This is a genomic window from Massilia sp. TSP1-1-2 (genome assembly GCF_049896185.1).
Lineage (GTDB): Bacteria > Pseudomonadota > Gammaproteobacteria > Burkholderiales > Burkholderiaceae_D > Telluria_A.
The window spans coordinates 24,750-50,717 of the sequence record NZ_JAFCTU010000006.1; the positions used below are offsets into that span (position 1 = coordinate 24,750).

Consider the following 25,968-nt stretch of genomic DNA (forward strand, 5'->3'; position numbering starts at 1 on the left):
ATTTCTTAAACCACGCTGGCGATAGTATGGCACCAGACGCCGGGATACGGAACTGACCGCGCGCGCGGACGGTCGAATTGGCAAGGTGTGCGACGCGCGCCGTGACTTCGGGAGCTGCCATGGACCAGGACATTGTGCACAGGATTGAAACGAACCCGCATTACATTCAGCTGGTTAAGGATAGAACCAGGCTCGGCTGGCTGCTGGCGTTCGCGATGCTGGTGGTGTATTACGGCTTCATCCTGCTGATCGCCTTTGACAAGGAAGCGCTCAGCATCCGTCTCGGCGACGGCGTCACCACGACCGGCATCCCGGTCGGCCTGTTTGTCATTTTGTTCACCGTCCTCATCACCGGCATTTATGTGCGCCATGCCAACAAGCGCTATGACGATTTGACCGCGGCCATCCATCGGGAGGTCCTCTGATGCGCCGCCCACTGTTGGCAGCAGCCGCTGTCGGCGCCGCATTGCTCGCCGTCGCCAGCGCGGCGTTCGGCGCCGACGTCATCGGCGAGACCGAAAAGCAGGCGCGCAACTGGGTTGCCATCGGCATGTTCGGCGCGTTCGTGCTCGCCACGCTGTTTATCACCAAGTGGGCGGCCAAGCGCACTAATTCGGCATCGGACTTTTACACGGCGGGCGGGGGCATTACCGGCTTCCAGAATGGCCTGGCCATTGCCGGCGACTATATGTCGGCCGCCTCCTTTCTGGGCATATCGGCGGCGGTCTTCCTGAACGGTTACGACGGCCTGATCTACTCCATCGGTTTTTTGGTCGGCTGGCCCGTGATCACTTTCCTCATGGCCGAACGCTTGCGCAACCTGGGCCGCTTCACCTTTGCCGACGTTGCCGCCTACCGTTTCGGGCAAGCGCCCATCCGCACGTTTGCCGCCTCGGGCACGCTGGTGGTGGTGGCGTTTTACCTGATCGCGCAAATGGTGGGCGCCGGCCAGCTCATCAAGCTGCTGTTCGGGCTTGACTACTGGATCGCGGTCGTCATCGTCGGTAGCTTGATGATGGTGTACGTGCTCTTTGGCGGCATGACCGCCACCACCTGGGTCCAGATCATCAAGGCCGGCATGCTGCTGTCGGGCGCCAGCTTCATGGCCTTTGTGGTGCTGATGCAATTTAACTTCAGCCCGGAGGCGCTCTTTGCCCAGGCCGTGGCCGTGCATCCGAAAAAGCAAGCCATCATGGGGCCGGGCACGTTCATCACCGATCCCATTTCGGCCATTTCGTTCGGCATGGCGCTCATGTTCGGCACCGCTGGCTTGCCCCACATCCTGATGCGATTTTTCACCGTGCCCAACGCCAAGGAAGCGCGCAAGTCGGTATTTTGGGCAACGACCTGGATCGCGTATTTCTACGTGCTCACGTTCATTATTGGCTTCGGCGCGATCGTGCTGGTCAGCACCAACCCCGCCTTTGTCGACGCGACCGGGAAAATGTTAGGTGGCAATAACATGGCGGCGATTCACCTTGCCAATGCCGTCGGCGGCAATGTCTTCCTCGGGTTCATGTCCGCGGTCGCCTTTGCCACCATTCTGGCCGTGGTGGCGGGGCTGACGCTGTCGGGCGCGTCGGCCGTCTCGCACGATTTGTACGCAACGGTTTTCAAGCATGGCAAGGCCACCAGCGAGAACGAGCTGAAGGTGTCGCGCATCACCACCGTCGGGCTCGGCATCGTGGCCGTGGTGCTGGGCATTGTGTTTGAGAAGCAGAACATTGCCTTCATGGTGTCGCTGGCCTTTGCCATCGCCGCCTCGGCCAACTTCCCGGTGCTGTTCATGGCGGTACTGTGGCGCAACTGCACCACGCGCGGCGCCTGCATCGGCGGCTTTCTGGGGCTGATCAGCGCCTTCGTGCTGACGGTGCTGTCCAAGTCAGTGTGGGTCGACGTACTTGGCCACCCGGCCGCGATATTCCCCTACACCTCACCGGCGCTGTTTTCCATGACGGCGGGCTTCTTGGGCATCTGGTTGTTTTCAGTCACCGACACCAGCGAGCGCGCGCGGCTGGACCGGGCCGGCTACCCGGCCCAGAAAGTGCGCTCGGAAACGGGCATCGGGGCCTCCGGTGCGTCAGGGCACTGAGGCGCTGGGGACGAACAACTGCTGGCCGCCGACCCGGAATGACGCGATTTTGCCCTGCCCTTCCGGCGACGTGATCCAGTCGATCAGCGCGCGTGCGCCTTTGTCGTTGATGCCGGGGTGGCGTGCGGGATTGACGGCAATGATGCCGTAGGGGTTGAACATCCGCGGGTCGCCCTGCACCATTACGGCCAGGCCGGTCCTGGCCTGGTAGGTGGCGTAGGTGGCGCGGTCGGCCAGGGTGCAGGCTTGCAGTTCGGCGGCCATGTTCAGCACCTCGCCCATGCCAAGGCCGGCTGACAGGTAGCGCGACGCCGGCGGCATGGCGCCGGCCAGCTTCCAGTAGCTTTTTTCCATGACGTCGGTACCGGAATTGTCGCCGCGCGAAATGAACTTGACGTTGGCGGCAGCGATTCTTCGAAAGGCCGCGATCACATCCTTGCCACCCTTGATGCGGGCCGGGTCGCTCGCCGGGCAGGCGACGATAAAGTCGTTGTACATCACGTCGCGCCGGCCCACGCCATAGCCTGCCGCGACGAAGGCATCTTCGGCTGCGCGGGCGTGCACCAGGGTGACGTCGACGTCGCCATTCTTGGCCAGTTCCAGCGCCTTGCCGCTGCCCACGGCGATCACATGGACCTTGGCGCCGGTTTTGACCTCGAAAGCGGGCAGCAGGTAGGCGAGCAGGCCCGAGTTCTCGGTGCTGGTGGTGGTCGAGAGGCGGATGATTTGCTCGGCATGCGCAGTTGCGCCCAAACCCAGCGCGGCAACCGTCGCCAACCGTAGGGCGGAAAAGCGCAGCGCATTCCGCCATGCTGAGCATGCGACGCGGAATGCGATCCGCTTTTCCGCCCTACGGTCCACTTTTCGATCTCGCACGATGGCACTCCCGATGGCACTCATTGTTTATACTCCAGTTTTCCGTCGCGCAGCTTCAAGCGCTGCACGCCCGGCAACCCAATCAAATCCCGGTCATGGCACGCCATCACCACCGTACTGCCCTGCGCAATCAGCGCCGGAATGAGCGCAATCACCTGCTCGCGCGCCGCGCCGTCCAGATTGGCCGTCGGTTCATCAAGCAGCAGCAACTTCGCCTCCAGCACCCTGGCGCGCGCCAGCGCTACGCGCTGCACCTCGCCACCGGACAACGTCGCCGGATCGCTGCCGCGCAAATGCCCAACTCCCGCCCAATCCATCGCCTCGCTCACCTTGCGTGCCACTTCCGCCTTTGCCACTCCGCGCGCTATGAGCCCGTAGCCGACGTTATGCGCCACGCTCGTCGAAAACATGATCGGATGCTGATGCACGTACACGACAGCGGCGCGCAGCGCGCGCGGATACGGCGCCAGCACCACGCTCTTTCCACACCACGCCACACCCTGCGCCTGGGCATCTTCCAGCCCCGCCAGCATGCGCAGCAAGGTACTCTTGCCGGCGCCATTGACGCCGGTGAGCACATACGCGCTACCTTCCTCCAGCGCCAGCGCATCGATATCAAACAGCAGCCGCGCCCCATGCAACTTGCGCAAGCGCTCCACCGTCAGCAAGGCGCTCATGCGCGCCCCCGCACCGCATGCGCGTCACCCTGCAGGACCATGAGCGCGCCGTTCATCAACAGCGCCAGCGCGATCAACACCATCCCGAGCGCGATCCCCTGCGCAAACTCGCCCTTGCTCGTTTCCAGGGCAATGGCCGTCGTGATCGTGCGCGTCTCGCCCGCGATATTGCCGCCGACCATCAGCGCGCATCCCACCTCTGAAATCACACGCCCAAATCCGCTGATCACCGCCGCCATCACGCCAAAGCGAACCTCGTGCAGCACGGTCAGCATGGTGCGCCAGCGCGACGCACCATGCGCAATAGCCGTCTGCGCATAGCGCGGGTCGGCCGCCTGCACCGCCGCCAGCGTGAACGCCACCAGCACCGGCAGGGCAATAGCCACCTGACCCAGCACCACGCCGCCCTGCGTAAACAGCAGCTGCAGTGAACCGAGCGGCCCATGGCGCGAGAGCAGCAGATACAGCAGCAGCCCGACCAGCACCGTTGGCAGCGACAGCGCCGCCTGCACCAGCCAGATCACCAGGCGCCGGCCGGGAAAGCGAAAGCTCGCAATCGCATAACCGATGCCGACCGCCAGCGGCGCCGCGAGCAGCAGCGCAGTAAAGCTGGTCTTGACAGAGATCCAGATGATACGCCACAGCTGCGCGTCGCCCGACAGCAGCAGATCAAAAGCGCTGCCGGTTGCGGCCAACATCAGAGCGGCTTTAACTGAGGGTCGAGCAGGCCCGGTTCGAATTCCAGCCGCTCGCGCCCGTTCAGCAGCAAAAAGTGCTTGCCGGTGCAGCGCGCCAGCAGCGACATGCCGACCTTGCCCGCCACCATATGCCCCATCTGCGTAGTCCCGGAGCGCGACAGCAAAAATGGAATGCCCATCTGCGCGCCTTTGATGACCATCTCGGACGTGAGCCTGCCGGTGGTGTAGAACACCTTGTCGCCGCCGTCCACATCATCGAGCCACATTTTGCCGGCGATTGCATCGACTGCATTGTGGCGGCCCACATCTTCGACAAAATACAGCAGCTCGCCGCTGCTGGAAAACAGCGCGCAGCCATGCACTGAACCGGCCTGCTTGTAGATCGACTGCTGGGTGCGGATCGTCTCCACGATCCGGTACACCACCGACTGGCGCAGCCGTGCGTCCAGCGGCAGCGCGATCAGGTCGACTTCATCCATCAGGCCGCCGAACACCGAACCCTGCCCGCAGCCGGTCGTCACGACTTTTTTGGAAGTGCGCTCCTCGACGTTGGCAATGCCGCTGCGCGTGACGACCGCCACCGCATCGACCGACCAGTCGACCTGTACCGAGACGATGTCTTGCATCGACTTGACCAGCCGCTGGTTGCGCAGATAGCCAAGCGTGAGCGCCTCGGGCGCGCCACCCAGCGTCATCAAGGTCACCAGTTCGCGCTTGTCCACGTACACCGTCAGCGCCCGCTCCGCCGGAATGGCGATCGTCGAAACGCGGCCGCGTTCATCCACAACCTCGACTTCATGCGTCAGGTCGGCCCTAGCGTCGGACAGGAGCGGCTGGTAGCGGCCGGGGTGCGCTGCCATGTTCACCGCAGGCGCAAGCCGTCGAGGACTTGCCCGCCGCCGTAGCTGCCCTGCTGCTCCACCTCGCCCCCGAGCGCCACCCGCACCGCGCAGTACTTGAATTCGGGGATTTTCCCGAACGGATCGAGCGCCGCATTGGTCAGCCGGTTGATCGCCGCTTCGTAATAGCAGAACGGGACAAACAGTGCACCGCGCGGCGAGCTGTCGTCGGCCCGCGCATACAGCACAACTTGCCCGCGGCGCGAGGTGATCGTGATCACGTCGCCCGGCTTGCCGTTCATGGCCGCCAGGTCGAGCGGGTGCACCAGCGCGACGGGATCCGGTTCGATCGCGTCCAGCACCGCCGTGCGGCGCGTCATGCTGCCGGTATGCCAGTGCTCGAGCTGGCGCCCGGTGATCAACACCATCGGGTACTCGGCGTCCGGCCGTTCGTCGGCCGGGATGATATCGGCCGGAACAAAGCGCGCACGGCCGCCTTCGCGCGGAAACACGTCGGTGAACACGACCGGCTCACCCGGATCGCCCTCTGCGGCGCATGGATAGGTGACCGAATTCTCGCGCTCAAGCCGCTCCCACGTGATGCCGCCAATGCTCGGCATCGTGCGCCGCATCTCGTCGAACACTTGCGAGACGTGGGTGTAGTTCCAGTCCAGGCCAAGCTTGCCGGCCAATTGCTGGATGATCCACAAGTCCTGCTTCGCCTGTCCCGGCGGGTCGATCGCCTGGCGGCCAATCTGTACCAGGCGGTCGGTATTGGTGAAGCTGCCCGTCTTTTCCGGGAACGCGCTGGCCGGCAAAATCACGTCGGCAAGATACGCCGTTTCGGTCAAAAAGATATCCTGCACCACCAGATGGTCCAGCGCCGCGAGCGACTCGCGCGCATGGTTGGCGTCGGGGTCGGACATGGCGGGGTTTTCGCCCATGATGTACATGCCGCGGATCTCGCCGCGCTTGATCGCATGCATGATCTCAACCACCGTCAAGCCAGGCTGCGGATCGAGCGCCACGCCCCAGGCCTTTTCAAACTTGGCTTGCGCGGCGGGATTGTCGACCCGCTGGTAGTCCGGGAACATCATCGGGATCAAGCCCGCGTCCGACGCGCCCTGCACGTTGTTTTGCCCGCGCAGCGGATGCAGACCCGTGCCGGGGCGGCCGATCTGACCGGTCATCAAGGCCAGCGCAATCAGGCAGCGCGCATTGTCGGTGCCGTGGATGTGCTGCGAAACGCCCATCCCCCACAGGATCATCGACCCTTTGGAGGTGGCGTACAGGCGCGCGACGTAGCGTATGGTCTCGGCATCGATGCCGCAGATCGGCGCCATCAGTTCCGGGCTGTAGCCTGCGACGTTCTTTTCAAGCTCTTCGTAGCCAATCGTGCGGCTGGCGATAAAGTCCTTGTCGACCAGGTCTTCAGTGACGATCACATGCATCATCGCATTGAGCAGCGCCACGTCGGTATCGGGCTTGAACTGCAAGAAGCGGTGCGCGCTGCGCGCCAAATCCGAGCGACGCGGATCGCACACCACCAGCTTGGTCCCGTTCTTGATGGCGTTCTTGATCCAGGTGGCGGCCACCGGATGGTTGACCGTCGGATTGGCGCCGATGACGATGACCACTTCCGCCTTTGTCACATCCATCACCGGATTGGAGACCGCACCCGAGCCAATTCCTTCGAGCAGCGCGGCCACCGACGACGCATGGCACAAACGGGTGCAATGGTCGACGTTGTTGCTGCCAAAGCCGGTGCGCACCAGCTTCTGGAACAGGTAGGCTTCTTCATTGCTGCCCTTGGCCGAGCCAAAGCCGGCCAGCGCGCGCTTGCCGTAGGTGTCGCGAATCGACGCCAGCTTGCCGCCGGCCAGCGCCAGCGCTTCTTCCCACGTCGCCTCGCGAAACACGTCAAGCACACGGTCCGGGTCCATCGTGAAGTCGCCGCGCTTGGGCGCATCGGCGCGCCGGATCAAGGGCACCGTCAGACGGTGCGGATGGTGGGCGTAGTCAAAACCGTAGCGCCCTTTCACGCACAGGCGTTCATGGTTGGCGGGGCCGTCGCGCCCTTCCACGAACAAAATCTTGTTGTCCTTGATGTTGTAGGTCAGCTGGCAACCAACACCGCAATACGGACACACCGAGTCGACTTTTTTGTCAGGCACGCTCAAGGCCACTTCGCGCGCCGGCATCAAGGCGCCGGTCGGGCAGGCCTGCACGCATTCGCCGCAGCCAACGCATGTGGAGTTGCCCATCGGGTCGTCCATATCGAACACGATTTGCGCATGGTCGCCCCGGAACGCCAGGCCGATCACGTCATTGACCTGCTCGTCGCGGCAGGCGCGCACGCAGCGCGTACACTGGATGCAAGCGTCCAGGTTAACCGTGATCGCCGCATGCGACGCATCCTGGCGCGGCTGGCTGCGCGCAGCGAAACGCGGTTTGCCCAGCGCCAGCTTGCGCGCCCAGAAATCCACTTCATTGTGGCGCGTGTATTCGGTTTCCGGCATGTCCGACAACAGCAGTTCAAGCACCATTTTTTGGGCGGCGACGGCGCGTGCACTGTCGGTCGTGACCTTCATGCCCGTGGCCGGGTAGCGGCAGCACGATGGCGCCAGCACGCGTTCGCCGTCGATCTCCACCATGCACGAACGGCAGTTGCCGACCGCTTCCATGCCTTCCTTGTAGCACAGACGCGGAATGTCGATTCCTTCGCGCGCGGCCACTTCGATTAGGGTTTCACCGGCAAAGGCCTCGACATGGTGGCCGTTCATTTCAAAACTGACGGCCGCGCCCTGCAGCGCAGTGCGGCCCAATCTGGTTATCGCGTTCATGATGTCACCAGCTCATGTGGAAAGTATTTGATTACGCAGTCGAACGGGTTTGGCGCCGCCTGCCCGAGGCCGCAGATCGACGCGTCGCGCATCACCTGCGACAGTTCGCCCAGCAGCACCGTGTCCCATTGTGGCTGCTCCATCAGCGTGAGCGCCTTGGCGGTACCCACGCGGCAAGGCGTGCACTGTCCGCACGATTCATGCTTGAAGAACCTGAGCGTATTGCGCGCCGCCGCCGTCGCCGTATCCTGGTCCGACAGCACCACCACCGCCGCCGAGCCGATAAAGCAGCCGTGCGGCTGCAAGGTGTCGAAGTCGAGCGGAATGGCGTTCATCGCCGCCGGCAAAATACCGCCCGACGCCCCGCCTGGCAGATAGGCATAAAACTGGTGGCCGTCGGCCATGCCGCCGCAGTATTCCTCGATCAGCTCCGTGATCGTGATGCCAGCCGGCGCCAGCTTGACGCCGGGCTCGCGCACCCGGCCCGAGACCGAAAACGAGCGCAAGCCCTTGCGGCCGTGGCGTCCATGGGTGCCGAACCAGTGCGGGCCATGCTCGAGAATTTCGCGTACCCAGTGCAGCGTTTCAAAGTTGTGCTGCAGCGTAGGCCGGCCGAACAGGCCTACCTGCGCCACATACGGCGGGCGCAGGCGCGGCATGCCACGCTTGCCCTCGATCGATTCGATCATCGCCGACTCTTCGCCGCAGATGTAGGCGCCGGCCCCGCGCCGCAGGATAATTTGCGGCATGGTCGGAATCGGAGGATCGGCCCGCAGCTTGTCCAGTTCAGCTTCGAGCAGCGCCCGGCAGCCGTGGTATTCGTCGCGCAGGTAGACGTAGATGGTATCGATGCCGGTGACCCAGGCGGCGATCAGCGCGCCTTCCAGGAAGCGGTGCGGGTCGCGCTCAAGATAGTAGCGGTCCTTGAAGGTACCGGGCTCGCCCTCGTCGATATTAATCGCCATCAGGCGCGGCGAGGGTTCGGCGCGCACGATGCGCCATTTGCGCCCGGCCGGAAAACCGGCGCCGCCCAGGCCGCGCAGGCCTGAACCCTCCATGGTCGAAATCACGCTCTCGACGTGGCGCGCGCCGCTCAGGCAATCGCGCAGCACCGCGTAGCCGCCGCCGGCGCGGTAGGCGGCGTAGTCGAGGTAGTCTTCCGGCATGTGTTGCGTACGCCCGGCCTGCACTACCTCCTGCACCGTCTCGCAGGTGGCGCGCGGCACCGGGTTTTGCCCCACCACGCAGGCGGGCGCCTGCTCGCAGCGTCCGATGCAGGGCGCACCGATCACGCGCACCTCGCGCCCCAGGATGGCGGGCAGCTTGGCAAGCAGTTCGCGCGCGCCGGCCAGTTCGCACGACAAGCCGTCGCACACGCGTACCGTCAGCGCGGCGGGCGCCGCCTCGCCTTCCTTGACCACGTCGAAGTGATGGTAAAAGGTCGCCACTTCATATACTTCGGCCTGGGCCAGCTTCATTTCCTGGGCCAGCGCCGCCAGGTGCGCGGCCGACAGGGAGCCGAAAGCATCCTGTATCTTGTGCAGGTGCTCGATCAGCAGGTCGGCCTGGCGCGAGTGCGCGCCGAGCAGGTCTTGCACTTCGCGCAGCGCTTCGGGATCGACGCGCCGGCCTTTGGGCGCCTGGCGCTTGCGCTCGCGCGTGCTGCCTTGCACGGCGATGGGAATGATGGGGTGGTTCATGGTGAAGTCCTGGTCATGACAATTTCAAACAGCGGCGCGCACCCGAAGGCGGCGCCGCTTCTGTCTTTATTTGAAGAACACTGCCGCTTTTTGCAACGTCAGCCAGATGCCGATCGCCAGTGGAATGCCAACTGCCGCCCACGCAGACGCGGTCACCAGCAGGTTGCGGTTGACGGCAACGCCTGACGCGGCGCCAGCGGCCCCCGCCACGCTCGAAATATCGCGGTCGTGCGCCAGCTTTTTCTCGGCTGCCAGCTCGGCATCGGTCATGAAGTACTTGTCGGCAACGGGGCGAACCAGCAGGTTGCACAGCAGGCCAAGCACGATCATCCCCGTCAGTACGTACATCGTCACATCATACGCCTGTGCTTTGGGCACACCGCTGGCGATCTGGCTTTCGCGGATATAGTTCACCAGCAACGGGCCGAACACGCCGGCCACCGACCAGGCGGTCAGCAGGCGGCCGTGAATGGCGCCCACCATCTGCGTGCCGAACAGGTCGGACAGGTAGGCCGGCACGGTCGAAAAGCCACCGCCGTACATCGACAGGATGATGCACAGCGAAGCGACAAACAGGAACAGGTTGTTGGCGTGTGCAAAGCTTGGGATCGACGCATACAGGATCGCGCCCAGGATCAGGAATACCATGTAGGTCCGCTTGCGACCGATGTAGTCGGAGCACGACGCCCACACGAAGCGCCCGCCGATATTAAACAGCGACAGCAGCCCGACCAGGCCGGCGCCGACCGCCGCGATCTGGCCTTTTTGCGCCACGCTCAAGTCATTGAAGGCGACATCGATGCCGATCAGCCGGCCCGCGAAAATCTCTTGCACCAGCGGCGAGGCCATCCCCAGGATACCAATGCCCGCCGTGACGTTCAGGCACAGCACCGCCCATAATAGCCAGAATTGCGGAATGCCCCATACCCGCTTGACGTGCACATGGCGAGTGGCGATCATGGCCTTGGCCGCAGCCGGCGGCGGTACCCAGCCAGCCGGCTTCCAGCCCGACGCCGGCACCCGGTAGCCGAGCGCGCCCGACATCATAAAGACAAAATACACGGCCGCCATGACCAGGAAGGTCTGCCAGACGCCGACCGACATGTCGCTGGCGAAGTGCTTCATCAGCTTGTCGGCCATCGGCGCGCCGATCACGGCGCCCCCGCCAAAGCCCATGATGGCCATGCCGGTCGCCATGCCGCGCTTGTCCGGGAACCACTTGATGAGCGTGGACACCGGCGAGATGTAGCCCAGGCCAAGCCCGATGCCGCCGATGACGCCGGAACCGAGCCACATCATCCACAACTGGTGGTGGTAGACGCCGATGGCCGAGATCACCAGGCCGCCGCACCAGCACAGGGCAGATACCACACCCGCCTTGCGCGGACCGGCGCGTTCCAGCCAGCCGCCGAACAGCGCGGCCGAGGAACCGAGGAACAAAAAGAACAGCGTGTACATGATCGTCAGCGACGAGATGCGCCAGTCGCAGGTGCTGCTGAACAGTTCAGCCATCAGGCCGATGTCCTTGCAGGCCAGCGGCTCCTTGATGCCCAGCGCGCGCGAGAGCGGCAGCCAGAATACCGAAAAGCCGTACGCCATGCCGATGCACAGGTGAATTGCCAGCGCCGCCGGGGGCACCAGCCACCGATTGAACGTCGGACCGGCAATCGTATGCTCTTTGTCCAATATGTCGAGAAATGCCATTGTCTCACTCCGTTTTTTATTTTACCGTCACAATATGCTTTTTTAAGCATATATCTCTAACAACTTTTATTATTTCTGGAGAATATCACTATGCAAGATGAATCGAAATAGGCTATTTTTAACCTATGTTCAAAGTTCACATTCGCCCGCACTGGGAAATCAGCTTCGATGGCGCAGCCCCGCTCGACACGGCGGCACTGCTATCGCTACTTATCGCTGTCCAGGACACCGGTTCAATCGCGCAAGCCGCCAAGACTGTCAAATTGTCCTACCGCTACGCCTGGGGCTTGCTGCGCGAGGCTGAAACGCTGTTCGGCGACAACCTGCTGCAAACCGGACGCGGACGCGGCACCACCCTCACCCCGCTGGCACAGAAACTGGTCTGGGCCGACCGGCGCATCAGCGCGCGCCTGTCGCCCACGCTTGAAAGCCTGGCCTCGGAACTGGAAGCGGAACTGGGCAAGATGGCGGCCGAGCGCCTGCGCATGGTGCGCATGGATGCGAGCCACGGTTTTGCGGTGGCGGCGCTGATGGTCCACCTGAACAAGGTCGAGATGCCGGTCGAACTACGCTACCGCAACAGCACCGACGCGGTGGCGGCGTTGTCGCGCCGCGAGTGCGACCTGGCCGGCTTTCATGTGCCGACCGGGCAGTTCGAGCAGGCGGCTGTGGCGTGGTACACGCGCTGGCTGGACCCCAAGGAGCATTGTCTGATTCACCTGGCGGTGCGCCACCAAGGGCTGTTTGTCGCGCCCGGCAACCCGCTGCTGATCGATGGCCTGGCCAGCCTGGCGCGGCGCGACGTGCGCTTCGTGAACCGCCAGGTAGGGTCGGGCACGCGCATGCTGCTCGAGGTGATGCTCGCTGACGCTGGCGTGTCGCCGCACGATATCGGCGGCTTTAACAGCGCCGAGTTTACCCATTCGGCAGTTGCCGCCTACATCGCCAGCGGCATGGCCGACGTGGGCTTCGGCGTGCGCACCGCCGCGCAGCGCTTCAAGCTCGACTTTTTGCCGCTGGTGAGAGAACGCTATTTTTTCGCGATCCGGATCGACGCCCTGACCGACCCGCTGATACGCCAGTTGGTCACGGTGCTGCAGACGGGCGATTATCACGCAAAGGTAAATGAGCTGACAGGTTACGACGCCACCGATACAGGGACCATCATGTCGCTGGAACAGGCCTTCGGCGAGAGCGTCTAGGCGCGCAAGTTATTTCGGGTTCGGACGGTAGATCGGATAAGCGTTAGGCCTGGGCGGCCCCCTTATCCGACGTGCGTCAACGCGACGCATGTCGGATTGCGCTGCGCTTATCCGACCTACGCTCCTCATTGACTCACACGTTTACCCCTGGGGCGCAGGATGTTCTGCGACAGCCCGGTTCGCGAAGTCGCAGTAACCCGGCATCGTTGCCCCGCTCCGGGAACGGAACAGGCCTTTGGCGAGAGCGTCTAGGCGCGCAAGTTATTTCGGGTTCGGACGGTAGGTCGGATAAGCGCCAGCGCAATCCGACGTGCGTCAACGCGACGCTTGTCGGATTGCGCTGTGCTTATCCGACCTACGCTGCTCATCGACTCACGTTCATCATCGGCTTGAGCTCCCGCCACACCCCCCCCGCATCCATCTTCTCCATGCAATCGTGATGCCCCAGCGGACACTCGCGCTGTTTGCAGGGCGAGCAATCGAGCCGTAGCGACATCGCCTTTGCCATATCCGAAAACGGCGGCGCATGGTCCGGGTCCGTCGGACCGTACAGGCCAATCACCGGCCGGTTCAGCGCCGACGCAATATGCAGTAATCCCGAATCATTGGCCACCACCGCCGCCGCGCCGGCAATGAGCGCGATCGCCTCGTCGAGTTGAGTCACCCCGGCCAAATTGAAAACGCCGGCCGCGCCCGTGATCGCCACGATCTCGTCGCACGCCGCCTTGTCCTTGGGCGAGCCCAGCAACGCTACCTGCGTCCCCGGCTGCTGCGCCACGAGCGCCTGCGCCAGCGCCGCAAAATGACGCGCAGGCCAGCGCTTGGCGGCGCCAAATTCGGCGCCCGGCGCAAACACCACCAGCGCGCGCGCACGATCGATCCCCAGGCGCGCGCACAAGGCATCGATCGCGCCGCGCTCGACCTGCATCGCGGGCCTGGGCACATCGAGGCGCAGCGGTGCGTCCGGGGCGCCGGCCAGCGCCGCATAGAACGGCACCATCGGCCGCGCCGGCACGTCGTCGCGGTGCATGCGGTTGATCAGGCCAAAGCGCATTTCGCCCTTGTAGCCCACCCGGGTTGCGATCCCGGCAAACAGGGGAATGAGCGCGTACTTGAGCGTATTGGGCAGCACGTAGGCCGCCGCATATCCCTGTTGTTTGAGCAGGCGCGCGTACTGCCAGCGCTCGCCCAGCTGCAGCGGACCATGCCGGAACGGCGTTTCCAGTACGCTGTCCACCTCCTTCATGGCGCGCCAGACAGGCGCCACTGACGGCGGCGCCAGCACGTCGATGGCCGCGCCCGGGTTCTGCTGCTTGAGCAGTTGCAGCAACGGCTGCGCCATCACGGCGTCGCCAATCCAGTTCGGCGAAATGACCAACGTGCGGCTCATGCACCGCCTTTGGTCAGGTCCAGCTGGTACAGCTTGGCGTACATGCCGTTTAGCGCCAGCAGTTCATGGTGCCGGCCCGATTCCACGATCCGTCCATGGTCGATCACGACAATGCGGTCGGCCCGCTCCACGGTGGTGAGGCGGTGCGCGATGACCAGCGTGGTACGCCCGGCCATCAGCGTGTCGAGCGCGGCCTGCACCGCGCGTTCGGATTCATTGTCCAGCGCGGAGGTGGCTTCGTCCAGAATCAGGATGGGCGCGTCCTTGTAGATGGCGCGCGCAATCGCCACGCGCTGGCGCTGTCCGCCCGACAGGCGGCTGCCGTTCTCGCCGATCAGCGTCTGCACGCCGTCCGGCAGCGCCGCAACCACCGAGTCCAAGTGCGCCGCCGTGATGGCCGCGTCCAAACGCGCGCGGTCGACCGTTTCGACGCCGTAGGCAATGTTGGCGGCCAGCGTGTCGTCAAACAGCACTACGTTCTGGCTGACCATCGCCAGCTGTGCGCGCAGACTGGCCAGCGTGAGCTCGTCGTAGGGCACGCCGTCAATCGTTATGCGCCCGCTCGCGGGCGAATAAAACCGCGTAACCAGGTTCACCAGGGTCGACTTGCCCCCACCCGAGGTGCCGACCAGCGCCACGGTCTGCCCTGGCAGTACTTCAAGCGAGATGTCGTCCAGCGTGGGCACGCCACCGTCTTGATAGCGAAAGCTCACCTGCTCGAAGCGCACATGTCCCTGCGCGCGCCCGAGCTCCCGGGTGCCGGTATCGCGTTCGATGGGCGCATCGATCATCGCAAACACGATTTCGGCTGACGCCATGCCGCGCTGCAGCGGCCCGTTGACGCCGACCAGCGATTTGAGCGGGTTAAGCAGCATCAGCATGGCGGTAATAAAAGCGACGAAGTCGCCCTGGCTCATGCCGGTGCTAATGGCAATCACGATCACCAGCGCCACTGCCATGGCGGTGGTGGTCTGGGTAATGGGCATTACGGCGGCGCTGGCGACCGTCATGCGCTGCGAAAAACCGCGCAGTGCTTCGCTGCGCTGCTCGAAGCGCATGCGCTCGTAGCGCTCGCCCGCAAACACGCGGATCACCTGGTGCCCGCGCGCCGCTTCCTCCACTACCTGTGTCATTTCGCCCGTGACGCGCTGGTTGTCGCGCGACAGGCGGCGCATGCGCTTGGCGGTGGTGCTGACGATCAGCGCCGTCACCGGCATGATGACCATGGCGATCAGCGTCAGGCGCCAGTTCAGCCACAGCAGCGTTGCCAGCAGGCCGACGATGATCAGCGAGTCGCGCACGTAGGCGATGAACACGGAATTGACCATGTCGACCACCTGGCGCACCTCGGCGATGACGGTGTTGATGATGCGCCCCGGCGACTCGTCGTGGAAACGCGCCACGGGCAGGCGCAGCAGACGCTCGAAGACCATGCGCCGCAGGTCATTGAGCACGCGGCTCATGATCCAGTTGTTCAGGTAGGCGGTGGCAAAGCTGAAGACGCCGCGGCCGACGAAGATGGACAGCAGAATCAGCGGCACCAGCCACAGGCTAAATGGCACCTTGTGTTCAAACCCCTTGTCGATCAGCAGCTTGAACGACAAGGTGAGCGCCGGCTCGGTGACCGCGGTGCCCACCATGGCCACGAACGACAGCGCCGCGCGGGCGCGGTATGGTTTCATGATCGCCAGCAGTCGCCGGACGATGTCCTTGTTTTCCATCGATTTCCCTGGCATTGCCTCGAACAATTCAAGGCAGCATTCTCGCACAGTGCGCGCAGTTGCCGCCAGATCGGGCATTCAGGCTGAAGGCGTAAGGCGGCCATTACAACGACGATCAAGGCATGAAACAGGCTCGCCTTGACCGCGAATTCGCCAGCTTGTTGTTCATTTGGCTTCAGTGCGAATAATTTTGATACCATATGTGCCTACAGGTCTAACTCACTACCCATGCCGCAAGCGTCCTTCATCTCAGCTGTCGCGACACCTTACAACCGGCCGGACGCCCCGGCCGCCGTTGTGGAGGCGTGCATTGCCCCACACCGGGGGAGACGCCCATGAAGGTATCGATCAGCGTCGTTGTCCCCGCCTACAATGTGCAGCGTTTTATCGAGCAGTGCCTGCGCTCGATCCTCGGCCAGTTGGGCGCGGCGCACGAACTGATCGTCATTGACGACGGCTCGAGCGACAACACCCTGGCGCTGGTGTTCAAGGCGCAGGAAGCCTGGCCGGGCGCGAACTTCCATGTCTTTAGCCAGCCCAACGAAGGCATCCCCAGCGCGCGCAACCATTGCCTGCGCGTGGCCCAGGGCGACTACATCGCCTTTATCGACGGCGACGACGTGCTGCTGCCCGGTTCCCTGGCCGCCATGGACCAGGCCATCGCCGAGCACCGCCCCGACGTCATCGCCTGCGACTTTCGCATGTGGCACCCGGACGAACCGGCCAAGTCGCGTAGCGTCAGGCTTGGCTACCCGGTGGGCAGGCTGCTGCGCGACCCGGAAGCGATCTTGAATACCTTTTTTGCCGACCGCCAGATGTACATCTGGTCGAACGTGTTCCGGCGCGACGTATATGCCCAGTTGCCCGCACCCGTGTTCCCGCCCGAGCGTCTGTTCGAAGACGTGGCCACCGTGCCGCGCCTGCTCGGCCACTGCGCCAGCCTGCTGCACCTGGCCCACCCCGTCATCGACTACCGCCAGCACGCCGCCGAGAACGCAGTGTCGGAACGCTGGTGCCTCGATTTCGCCGCGGCGCTGCCGCTGGCCAGGCGCCATCTGCAAGCGCGCGGCGTGGCCGATTCGGTGCGCCGCCATTTCGACATCGCGGCCGCCTACTTTTTTGTCGGCGCCGTCAAGAATTCCTATCGGCTGCCGCGCGCCGACGGCAAACGCGTGCGCACCCTGATCAAGCCCCTGTTCGTGGGCGGCTTGTTTGGCAACTGCGATACGCTGGTGGCCACGGCCGGGCGCGCCGACATGGTCTCCAACGACCGCACGCTCGACGCGGTAATCATTCGCCAGGTCGAAAGCGCGCTGGCCGGCGGCGTGGTCGTCAACTTCAAGCGCACCGCGAGCCGCAAGCTCAAGCTGTGGCGCCGCTTGCGCATGGCGAAAAAACACGGCCACTTCGCACCTGCACCGGACTGACCGGCTTCGCTCCCCGCCTTTACCGCTTCGTACCTTGCCCAGTGGCATTCAGCCGGGTATTATCATATCAATAAATAAATTGTTTTACAGATGATAGTTGCTAACCTATAATGTCTGGGACTGTTGCCCACTTTAACAATTCAGCAATCCGGCGTCTCCGGCAAGCCCCCTCCTTTCTGCCAACTCCTTTGTCGTACTCGCCCCCCTCCCAAACCTGCGCCCGCCGTGACACGCATCCGGTCCTGAGCATCGTCGTGCCAGCCTATAACCTGGCGCGGTATGTCGAGCAATGCGTGCGCGCGATCCTCGGCCAGTTGCGCGAGCACCATGAACTGATCGTCATCGACGACGGCTCGACCGACAATACGCTCGCGCTGGTCACCACGCTGCAGCAAGCGTGGCCCGGGTCAAACTTCCACGTGAAAAGCCAAGCCAACGAAGGCATTGCCGGCGTGCGCAACCACGGCGTGCGGGCAGCGACAGGCGACTATATCGTCTGGATCGACGGCGACGATGTGCTGCAAGGCGGGATACTGGACAAGCTCGACGAGGTGATCGCGCGGCACCGTCCGGACGTCATCGTATGCGACTACACCATGTGGCATCCGCAAGAGCCGGCCAAGACGCACCCGGTCGCCTTCAGCTATCCCGACAACGTCATGCTGCGCGACGCCGACGCGATTCTGACCCGATTCTTCGCCTGCCGCAAAAACTATATCTGGGCGACCGTTTTCAGGCGCGACATCTACGCGCAACTGCCCGGCCCGGTGTTTCCGCCAGGTCGCGTGTACGAAGATGTCTCGACGGTTCCGCGCTTGCTCAGCCAGTGCGCCAGCCTGCTGTACCTGCCTGTGCCCATCATCGATTACCGCCAGCATCCGTCCAGCATCACGCAGTCGATTTCGGAGGCATCGTGCATCGATTTTTCGTTTGCCATGTCGGTTGCGCGAAGGCATCTGCAAGCGCGCGGCGTGTCGGACGCCGTGCGGCGCCATTTCGACATCACGGCCGGCCACTTTTTCCTTGACACCATCAAGAGTACCTACTACCTGCCGCGCGCGGCGCGCAAGCGGGTGCGGGAATCGATCACGGCATCGTTCATCGACAACCTGTTCGGCAATTGCGAAAGCATGCTTGAAACGAGCCGCAGCGCCGCGACAGTTTCTGACAACCGGCGGAAAGACCTGCGAATGGTCCGGCATGTACGCCTGGTACTGGCAGGCAACCTCTTCTTCCGCATTGCCCAGAGCGCCACGCGCAATCTCAAGCTGTGGCGCCGTACCCGCAAGTTGCGGCGCCATGCGGCGGCGCTGAAAGCGGCCGAGGGCGTCTGAAAGCGGCCGGGAACTCAGGCCGCACACGGCCGGGCGTCAAGCCCCACTTGCAAGGGTGCGATACAGGGCCAGGTAAGCGGCCGCCGCCTTTTCCCAGGTGAACTGACTTGCGTGCGCCCGCACCCGGTCGGCCCCGCCGCTGGCGGCAAAGTCAAGCAGACCATGCTCCAGCACGCGCCGCATGTTGTCGGGATCAAAATTGTCGAAATAATAGGCGGCGGCGCCGCCAATTTCGGGCAAGGTGGTATGGGTCGATAAGAACACGGGTTTTCCGTGATGCATCGCTTCAAGGACTGGCAGGCCGAAGCCCTCGGCCAGCGAAGGAAACACGAACGCTTCGCAGTGCGCGTAATACCAATCCTTGTCGTGCTGGCTGACCGGGCCGGTGATGATCACGCGCTCGCTCACGCCATGCGCCGCCGCTTCCGCCAGGATTTTTTGCTTGTACTCTTCCTTGACGATGCCGGCGATCACCAGCTTGCGCTCGTTGCCGTGCAGCAGTGGCACCAGCACATGGAAATTTTTCTTCGCGCACAGCATGCCGAGGGTGAACAGAAACGGCGCGCCCGGATCGCATACGGGTTGATGGCCGGGCGGCGCCCAGCTGGCGTCGGCGCCGTTGTAGATCACTGAAAGCTTGTCGCGCACGGCCGGAAAATGGCGCACCAGGTCAGCTGCCACGTACTGCGAAATCGTCACCACCCGGTCGGCGCCGGCAATCTTGGCCGCCATCCGGCGCATGTAGCGCGCCAGCTTGGGCGTGCCGCTCTGCTGCTCGTAGATCTGGTTCATGTCATGCACCGTCATGATGGTCTTGGCGCGCACCCTGGATGGCCCGAAACGGCAGTACTGGTCAGCGAAATGAACTACGTCGAAACGGCCGCCCGAGGGAAAAAACAGGCGGTGAAAATGCCGGTGCCGCACGTAGCCGGCAGCCTCGCCGAGCACCGCGCGCTGGTCCGGGTGGGCGTAGATGTGCACGCCAAACTCGCTGCCGACCTGGCGCAGGATTTCGCGGCCCAGGCTGTTGCCGAAGGTGTACAGGCCGGTATTGGCGTGTCGCATGGAGTCGAGCGTGATCAGGATTTCCGGTTTCATCGATGCAGTCTTCTCGTTTCTCGGTTGTGCGCAGCGAAATACTTGCAGCTTTCGGCGCGGAAAACTTCTATTATGCGTTCTCCGAAGACTTTCGCAAAACGGCGCCATGATGCGCAGCCAGCCATGCCACCCACGATCAGCGTTGTCATTCCCGCCTATAACGTCCAGTTCTACATCGAGCAGTGCGTCCAGTCCGTCCTTGCGCAGCTGGGCGAGCAGCATGAATTGGTGGTCGTCAACGACGGTTCAACCGACGCTACGCTGGCAGTGCTGACCCGCCTGCAGGAAGCCTGGCCGCATGCAAACTTTCACGTGCATACCCAAGCCAACCAGGGTATTGCCGCCACCCGCAACGCGTGCATTGCTGCGGCCCGGGGCGACTATATCGCCTTTCTTGACAGCGACGACGTGCTGCGCGCGGGCTCGCTGCACTCGCTCGGCGACGCCATCGGCGCGCACCGCCCGGACCTGATCGCCTTCGACTTCAGGATGTGGCATCCGAACGAGCCGGCCAAGACCCACGAGATCGCCCTGCATTATCCGGCCGGCGTGCTGCGCGATCCGCAGGCGCTGCTGACCGCCTTTCTGGCGAACCGCCACATGTACGTGTGGGCCCATGTCATCCGGCGCGATATTTATGCGCAGCTGCCCATGCCGATTTTCCCGCCCGGGCGCGTCTTCGAAGACGTGGCCACCTTGCCGCGCCTGGTCAGCCAGTGCGCCAGCCTGCTGCACGTGCCGCACTTGATCGTGGACTACCGCCAGCATCCGACCAGCATCACGCAGTCCATTTCAGAAGCCTGGTGCATGGATTTTGTCGCGGCGCTGCCGGTGGCCCGGCTGCATCTGCAGCGGCGCGGTGCGAACGCGGCGGTTCAACGCCAGTTCGACATGATGATTGCGCATTTTTACATGAGCCTGGTCAAGAGCAGCTACCAGCTGCCGCACGCTGTCGGCCAGCGCACGCGCGCGCGCATCAAGGCGAGCTTTCTGGAAAATATGTTCGGCGACTACGCCGGCCTGGTCGCGGCGGCCGGTGCCGGGCAGTTGCAGACCAAGGACCGCGTGCAGGATCAGCGCATGCTGGCCGAGCTGAAAAAGGTCTTGTCCGGCGACCTGCTGTTCCACTTCAGGCAAGCGGCCAGCCGCAAGTACAAGATGTGGCGCCAGGGGCGCAAATTGCGCCGGCACCTCGTCACGCAGCGAGGGGCGCAAAACAAGACGTAGGGCGGAAAAGCGAGAGCGCATTCCGCCATGCTTGCGCCCCGTCGACGTCAGCATTGGCGCAATGCGCGTACCGCTTTTGCCCTACGATGCATTTCGTCGGTCCGGAAACAGCACGTAGGGCGGAAAAGCGACAGCGCATTCCGCCATGCTTGCGCCCCGTCGACGTACGCATTGGCGCAATGCGCGTACCGCTTTTGCGCCCTACGATGCATTTCGTCGGTCCGGAAACAGCACGTAGGGCGGAAAAGCGAGAGCGCGTTCCACCATGCTTGCGCCCCGTCGGCGTACGCATTGGCGCAATGCCCGTACCGCTTTTCCGCCTGTGATTCCCAGGCCGCAGTCAGGCGTCGTTGCGCTGGCCCGCGCGCCAGTCCAGCACGACGGCCGCCACCTGCTCCGCGCTGATCGCCTGCATGCAGGTACAGCGCTCTGCCCCGGTGCAGGTGGCGCAGCGCTCGTCCGCGCACAGGTTGCGCGCCTGCGCGCCCAGCGCGCCCCAGCGCGCCGGATCAATCGGTTTAATCGGGGGGAACAGGCCCAGCACGGGCCGCCCCAGCGCCGCGCCCATGTGCAGCGGTCCGGTACCGCTGGCGACCAGGCCGTCGGCCGCGCCGATCAGCGCCGTCAAGCCGGCCAGATCGAACCGTCCGCACAGGTTGCGCACGTGCGGCATGGCCAGCAGTTCGGGTGCCCCGCGTGCAATCAGTTCACCCTCGGCCGCGCTGCCGGTCACCCACAGGCACACGCCCCTGTCCTGCTCCAGCAAGCGCGCCAGCTCGGTGTAACGCGCGAGCGGCCATTCGCGCCCGTTGCCGTTGGACTTGGGATGCAGGATCACATTAAAAGGCGCCTGGGCGGCGAGTAGATCGACGTCATGCAGGCGCGGGGCCTCCAGGCCGTACAGCGCCGGGATCTCGGCCAACGAAGGAATATGCCCCATGTCCAACGGTTTGAGGAGCATGAAATTTAACTGCGCTTCGTGCAAATTCGACTTGACCCGGCTGAAGTGCGCCAGCCGGTTGCAGCTAAACAGATGGAACAGCCGGTGGCTGGTGCCGACCCGGTTCGCCACGCGCGCGCGCCGCGCCGCCTGCGCCAGGCGCCGGTTGGGAAAAGCAAAGATGACGGTGTCGTATTCGCCTTCGACGAACATGCGGCGATGGTCGCCATGCTCTTCGATCGCCAGCACCTGGTTCACAAAACGACACTGGCGCACCACGGGCGCAGCGTAGGCGCGCACCAAAAAGTCGATCTGCGCTTGCGGGAAGCGCTGCTTCAGGTAGCCAGCCAGCGGCAGCGTGAGCACCACGTCGCCGATGTTGTCGGTGCGGCAGATCAGGATGCGCTCAAGCTTGAGCGATTCGCGCGCCATTAGTACTCCACCTGAACTTCGCGCGCGCCGAGCACTTGCTCAAGCGCTGCCGTAAGCGCGTCCGACGGCGCCACGTGCCACGCTTCGCCCAGCTGCAGCGTGCAGTCCACGCCCTGCGGCTTGATGCGCAACGCCACCGGCAGGCCGCTTTCCAGGCGGTGCGGCTTGAGCACTTCGACGATCCGGTGCGAAGCCACCGCGCCGGGCAGCATCAGGCCAAGCTGGCGCCCGTAGTGCACGCGCGCCATCGTCATGTCATACACTTTCTCGGCCGTGATGCGCAGGCCGCCATTGAAGCGGTCTTCGGACACCTTGCCCACCACCGCCAAAAATTCATCTTCCTTGAACACGTTCTTGTTGGCGTCAAACACCTCGGGGTAGACGGTCACTTCGACGACGCCCGACTTGTCGTCGAGCGAAACGATGAGGATTTTGCCGCGCTGGGTCATCTGCGTGCGCACGCCGGTGATCACGCCGCACATCATGCGCGGGTCGCGCGACGGGTCCAGGTCGGCCAGCTTGGTGCGCGCAAAGCGCCGTGCCTCGAGCGCGAACGAGTCGAACATATGGCCCGACAAATAAAAGCCCAGCGCTACCTTTTCTTCGGCCAGCCTTTGGCGGTCGGTAAACGGCGTGGCCTTGACATAATCGGGCGGCGCCACCAGATCGCTGTCGTCGCCGCCGAACAGGCTGACCTGGTTGATCGAAGCGAGCGCCTGGTCGGCCACTTCGACCGCAAAGGCGACCGACGCCAGCAAAATGGCGCGGTCCACGCCAAAGCAATCCATGGCGCCGGCGCGGATCAGCGACTCGATCGTGCGGCGGTTGATCTGCTTGCGGTCGACCCGCTTGCAAAAATCGAACAGGTCCTTGAACACGCCGCCGTTCTGGCGCGCGGCGATGATCGCCTCGATGGCGCCCTGGCCGGAACCCTTGACGGCGCCCAGGCCATAGCGGATGTTGGTCACGCGCTTGTTGGTCACCGACGGCGGCGGCCCTTCGGGCACGAAGCGATAGTCCGAATAGTTGATGTCGGGCGGCAGCAAGGTGAGTTTGCAGACCTCGAGCGAATCTTCGACCAGGATCTTGATCTTGTCGGTGTCGTCCATTGCCAGCGACAAGTTGGCGGCCATGAAGGCGGCCGTGTGGTGCGCCTTCAGGTAAGCCGTATGGTACGACAGCAGCGCGTAGGCGGCGGCGTGCGACTTGTTAAAGCCGTAGCCCGCGAACTTTTCCATCAAGTCGAAAATTTCGTCAGCCTTGGCAGCCGACAGGCCATCCTTGGCGGCGCCCGCGCGGAAAATCTCGCGGTGCTCGGCCATTTCCTCGGCCTTCTTTTTACCCATCGCGCGGCGCAGCATGTCGGCGCCGCCGAGCGAGTAGCCGCCCACGATCTGCGCCATCTGCATGACCTGCTCCTGGTACACCATGATGCCGTAGGTCTCCGACAAAATGGACTCGGTGCGCGGATCGGGATAGTCGAATTTTTCGCCGTGCTTGCGCTTGCAAAAGTCGGGAATCAAGTCCATCGGGCCCGGGCGGTACAGGGCGACCAGCGCAATGATGTCCTCGAAACGGTCGGGCCGCGCGTCTTTCAGCATGCCTTGCATGCCGCGCGACTCGAGCTGGAAGATGGCGACCGTCTTGGCCTTGGTCAGCAGGTCGTACGAGGCTTTGTCATTGAGCGGCAGCTTTTCCAGCGCGAAGTCGGCATGCGCCGGGTCGAGCTGCTTGATGTAGCGCACCGCGCGGTCGAGAATGGTCAGCGTGGTCAAACCAAGAAAGTCGAACTTGACCAGGCCCACGGCTTCCACGTCGTCCTTGTCGTACTGCGACACCACGCCCGAGTCGCCGCCCTGCGTGTACAGCGGGCAGAAGTCGGTCAGCTTGCCCGGCGCGATCAAGACGCCCCCGGCGTGCATGCCGATGTTGCGGGCGATGCCTTCGACCTGCTGGGCCAGCGCCAGCAGCTGCTTGACTTCGTCCTCGTTCTCGAGCCGCTCCTTGAGCATCGGCTCTTCTTCGATGGCGTCGGCAATCGTCACCGGTTTGCCCGGCTTGAACGGAATCAGCTTGGAAATGCCGTCGCAGAAGTTGTAGCCGAAATCGAGCACGCGGCCGACGTCGCGGATCGCGCCCTTGGCCGCCATGGTGCCAAAGGTGGCGATCTGCGAGACCGCCTCCTTGCCGTACAAATCCTTGACGTGCTGGATGACGCGGTCGCGCCCTTCCTGGCAAAAGTCGATGTCGAAGTCGGGCATCGATACCCGTTCAGGATTGAGAAAACGCTCGAACAGCAGGTTGTATTGCAAGGGATCGAGGTCGGTGATCAGCAGCGAATAGGCCACCAGCGAACCGGCACCGGAACCACGGCCCGGCCCCACCGGCACGCCGTTTTCCTTGGCCCACTTGATGAACTCGGCCACGATCAGGAAGTAGCCGGGGAACTTCATGTTGCAGATGGTATCGGTCTCGAACTTCAGGCGCGACTCGTAGCGCTCGCGCTGCGCCTCGCGCTTTTCCGGGTCCGGGTACAGGTGGATCAGGCGCTGTTCCAGGCCCGCCTTCGATTCGGAGACCAGGAATTCATCGATCGTCATGCCGGGCGGCGTCGGGAAGTTCGGCAGCTGCGGTTTGCCCAGCGTGAGCACCAGGTTGCAGCGCTTGGCGATTTCGACCGAATTGGCCAGCGCGGCGGGCATGTCGGCGAACAGCTCGGCCATTTCGGCCTGCGTCTTGAAGCGCATCTCCTCGTTGAAGCGCTTGACGCGCTTGGCGTTGGCCAGCATTTCGCCTTCGGCGATGCAGGTGCGCGCTTCGTGGGCGATGTATTCGTCGGGCGAGAGGAACTGGATCGGGTGCGTGGCCACCACCGGCAGGCCAAGCTTGGCGCCCAGGGCAACCGCGTGGCGCACCTGCGCCTCCTGGTTGGCCTGGCCGGCGCGCTGGATCTCGATGTAGAAGTGGCCCGGGAAGATGCGCGCCCAGCGCTGCGCGCAGCGCTCGGCCAGCGCCAGGTTGCCGTTTTCGATCGCCGTGCCGACGTCGCCGAAATGCGCGCCCGAAAGCACGATCAGGCCGCAGGCCTGGCTCTGGCCGGGGTGGAGCGTCGATTCGCTGGTGGCCAGCGCGTCCAGCCATTCGGGACGGATTTCAGCGCGGCCCTTGTGCTGGTTTTCGATCCACGCGCGCGAGAGCAGTTCGCACAGCTGCAGGTAGCCCATGTGGTTTTTTGCCAGCAGCAGCAAGCGCGAAGGCTTGTCGCGGTTGTCGTCGTTGGTGATCCAGGCGTCCACGCCGACGACTGGTTTGACGCCCTTGCCGCGCGCGGCCTTGTAGAACTTGACCATGCCGAACAGGTTGGACAGATCGGTGATGGCCAGCGCTGCCTGCTTGTCCTTGGCGGCGGCGGCGATGACGTCGTCAATGCGCACCAGGCCGTCGACGATGGAATACTCGGAATGCAGGCGCAGGTGCACGAATGCGGGGCCGGCGGCCTTGTGGGGGGCCGCGGCGGCAGCTGCGCCGCCAACTTCAATGACATCCATACTCATGTTCCGATTCGCCTGCTGTACAAAGACGCTATTTTACCGCGCCGGAGCGGTCGGAGGCGCAGAGCCCCGACAGTGCGAGGTACATGGCGGGGCGGAGAAGCAAAGCGACTTGGACCATGCGCCGCCTGCGGCAATGGCGTGGCTAACCGGCGCCGCTGTTCCACGGGCCGGTCGGGGGTATGACGGCGGCGGCCAAACTCTTGCCGATAAAATC

18 protein-coding genes are annotated in these 25,968 nt (G+C 63.8%); 6 read left to right on the forward strand and 12 right to left on the reverse strand.

The window, feature by feature from the left end; genetic code table 11:
- Window positions 1–119 precede the first annotated feature (119 nt).
- Window positions 120–425 carry a DUF485 domain-containing protein gene (locus tag ACP7BV_RS06990; RefSeq protein ID WP_426102910.1) on the forward strand — a complete coding sequence of 102 codons (306 nt, stop codon included), beginning with the start codon at window positions 120–122 and terminating at the stop codon, window positions 423–425.
- Window positions 425–2,092, forward strand: coding sequence for a cation acetate symporter (locus tag ACP7BV_RS06995; protein ID WP_426102912.1), 1,668 nt, complete (start codon window positions 425–427; stop codon window positions 2,090–2,092). The genes ACP7BV_RS06990 and ACP7BV_RS06995 overlap by 1 nt, the downstream gene beginning before the upstream one ends.
- Here ACP7BV_RS06995 and ACP7BV_RS07000 read toward each other — a convergent pair.
- The 7 genes from ACP7BV_RS07000 to ACP7BV_RS07030 form a co-directional block, all read right to left on the reverse strand.
- The gene (locus ACP7BV_RS07000; protein WP_426102914.1) at window positions 2,081–2,845 is read right to left on the reverse strand and encodes a substrate-binding domain-containing protein; all 765 of its coding nucleotides are present in this window, start codon (window positions 2,843–2,845) and stop codon (window positions 2,081–2,083) included. The genes ACP7BV_RS06995 and ACP7BV_RS07000 overlap by 12 nt on opposite strands.
- A gap of 143 nt (window positions 2,846–2,988) precedes the next feature.
- The gene (locus ACP7BV_RS07005) at window positions 2,989–3,645 is read right to left on the reverse strand and encodes an energy-coupling factor ABC transporter ATP-binding protein (protein WP_426102916.1); all 657 of its coding nucleotides are present in this window, start codon (window positions 3,643–3,645) and stop codon (window positions 2,989–2,991) included.
- On the reverse strand, window positions 3,642–4,343 hold the full coding sequence (locus ACP7BV_RS07010; protein WP_426102918.1) for an ABC transporter permease: 702 nt from the start codon (window positions 4,341–4,343) through the stop codon (window positions 3,642–3,644). The genes ACP7BV_RS07005 and ACP7BV_RS07010 overlap by 4 nt, the downstream gene beginning before the upstream one ends.
- Window positions 4,343–5,203, reverse strand: coding sequence for a formate dehydrogenase accessory sulfurtransferase FdhD (locus tag ACP7BV_RS07015; protein ID WP_426102920.1), 861 nt, complete (start codon window positions 5,201–5,203; stop codon window positions 4,343–4,345). Before ACP7BV_RS07015 ends, ACP7BV_RS07010 begins: the two co-directional genes overlap by 1 nt.
- Before the next feature lie 2 nt (window positions 5,204–5,205).
- Window positions 5,206–8,025, reverse strand: a complete 2,820-nt coding sequence (fdhF, locus tag ACP7BV_RS07020) for a formate dehydrogenase subunit alpha (protein ID WP_426102922.1) — start codon at window positions 8,023–8,025, stop codon at window positions 5,206–5,208.
- The gene (locus ACP7BV_RS07025) at window positions 8,022–9,725 is read right to left on the reverse strand and encodes an NAD(P)H-dependent oxidoreductase subunit E (RefSeq protein WP_426102924.1); all 1,704 of its coding nucleotides are present in this window, start codon (window positions 9,723–9,725) and stop codon (window positions 8,022–8,024) included. The genes fdhF and ACP7BV_RS07025 overlap by 4 nt, the downstream gene beginning before the upstream one ends.
- Before the next feature lie 66 nt (window positions 9,726–9,791).
- The gene (locus tag ACP7BV_RS07030; RefSeq protein ID WP_426102926.1) at window positions 9,792–11,429 is read right to left on the reverse strand and encodes an OFA family MFS transporter; all 1,638 of its coding nucleotides are present in this window, start codon (window positions 11,427–11,429) and stop codon (window positions 9,792–9,794) included.
- Window positions 11,430–11,554: 125 nt separating this feature from the next.
- Here ACP7BV_RS07030 and ACP7BV_RS07035 point away from each other — a divergent pair, with 125 nt between their 5' ends.
- Window positions 11,555–12,631 (forward strand): substrate-binding domain-containing protein, encoded by a 1,077-nt coding sequence (locus ACP7BV_RS07035; RefSeq protein ID WP_426102928.1) that lies wholly within the window; start codon window positions 11,555–11,557, stop codon window positions 12,629–12,631.
- Between the two features lie 364 nt (window positions 12,632–12,995).
- Here the strand turns inward: ACP7BV_RS07035 and waaF are convergent, their stop codons facing one another.
- Window positions 12,996–14,021, reverse strand: coding sequence for a lipopolysaccharide heptosyltransferase II (waaF, locus tag ACP7BV_RS07040; RefSeq protein WP_426102930.1), 1,026 nt, complete (start codon window positions 14,019–14,021; stop codon window positions 12,996–12,998).
- Entirely contained in the window at window positions 14,018–15,742 is a 1,725-nt protein-coding gene (gene msbA, locus ACP7BV_RS07045; RefSeq protein ID WP_426102933.1) for a lipid A export permease/ATP-binding protein MsbA, read from the reverse strand. Before msbA ends, waaF begins: the two co-directional genes overlap by 4 nt.
- Window positions 15,743–16,077: 335 nt before the next feature.
- Between msbA and ACP7BV_RS07050 the strand changes: the two genes are divergently transcribed.
- Together ACP7BV_RS07050 and ACP7BV_RS07055 are read left to right on the forward strand one after the other, a co-directional pair.
- Entirely contained in the window at window positions 16,078–17,169 is a 1,092-nt protein-coding gene (locus ACP7BV_RS07050; RefSeq protein WP_426102935.1) for a glycosyltransferase family 2 protein, read from the forward strand.
- A 110-nt stretch (window positions 17,170–17,279) separates the two neighbouring features.
- Window positions 17,280–18,503 (forward strand): glycosyltransferase family 2 protein, encoded by a 1,224-nt coding sequence (locus ACP7BV_RS07055; RefSeq protein ID WP_426102937.1) that lies wholly within the window; start codon window positions 17,280–17,282, stop codon window positions 18,501–18,503.
- 36 nt (window positions 18,504–18,539) lie between these two features.
- On the opposite strand, the gene ACP7BV_RS07060 is transcribed toward ACP7BV_RS07055, so the two are convergent.
- Entirely contained in the window at window positions 18,540–19,601 is a 1,062-nt protein-coding gene (locus ACP7BV_RS07060; protein ID WP_426102939.1) for a glycosyltransferase family 4 protein, read from the reverse strand.
- Window positions 19,602–19,724: 123 nt separating this feature from the next.
- Between ACP7BV_RS07060 and ACP7BV_RS07065 the strand changes: the two genes are divergently transcribed.
- A complete protein-coding gene (locus ACP7BV_RS07065; RefSeq protein ID WP_426102942.1) occupies window positions 19,725–20,828 on the forward strand; it encodes a glycosyltransferase family 2 protein in 1,104 nt (367 codons plus the stop codon).
- 340 nt (window positions 20,829–21,168) lie between these two features.
- On the opposite strand, the gene ACP7BV_RS07070 is transcribed toward ACP7BV_RS07065, so the two are convergent.
- Together ACP7BV_RS07070 and dnaE are read right to left on the reverse strand one after the other, a co-directional pair.
- Window positions 21,169–22,200 carry a glycosyltransferase family 9 protein gene (locus tag ACP7BV_RS07070; RefSeq protein ID WP_426102944.1) on the reverse strand — a complete coding sequence of 344 codons (1,032 nt, stop codon included), beginning with the start codon at window positions 22,198–22,200 and terminating at the stop codon, window positions 21,169–21,171.
- Window positions 22,200–25,748 carry a DNA polymerase III subunit alpha gene (gene dnaE, locus ACP7BV_RS07075; protein ID WP_426103223.1) on the reverse strand — a complete coding sequence of 1,183 codons (3,549 nt, stop codon included), beginning with the start codon at window positions 25,746–25,748 and terminating at the stop codon, window positions 22,200–22,202. Before dnaE ends, ACP7BV_RS07070 begins: the two co-directional genes overlap by 1 nt.
- Window positions 25,749–25,968: the final 220 nt, after the last annotated feature.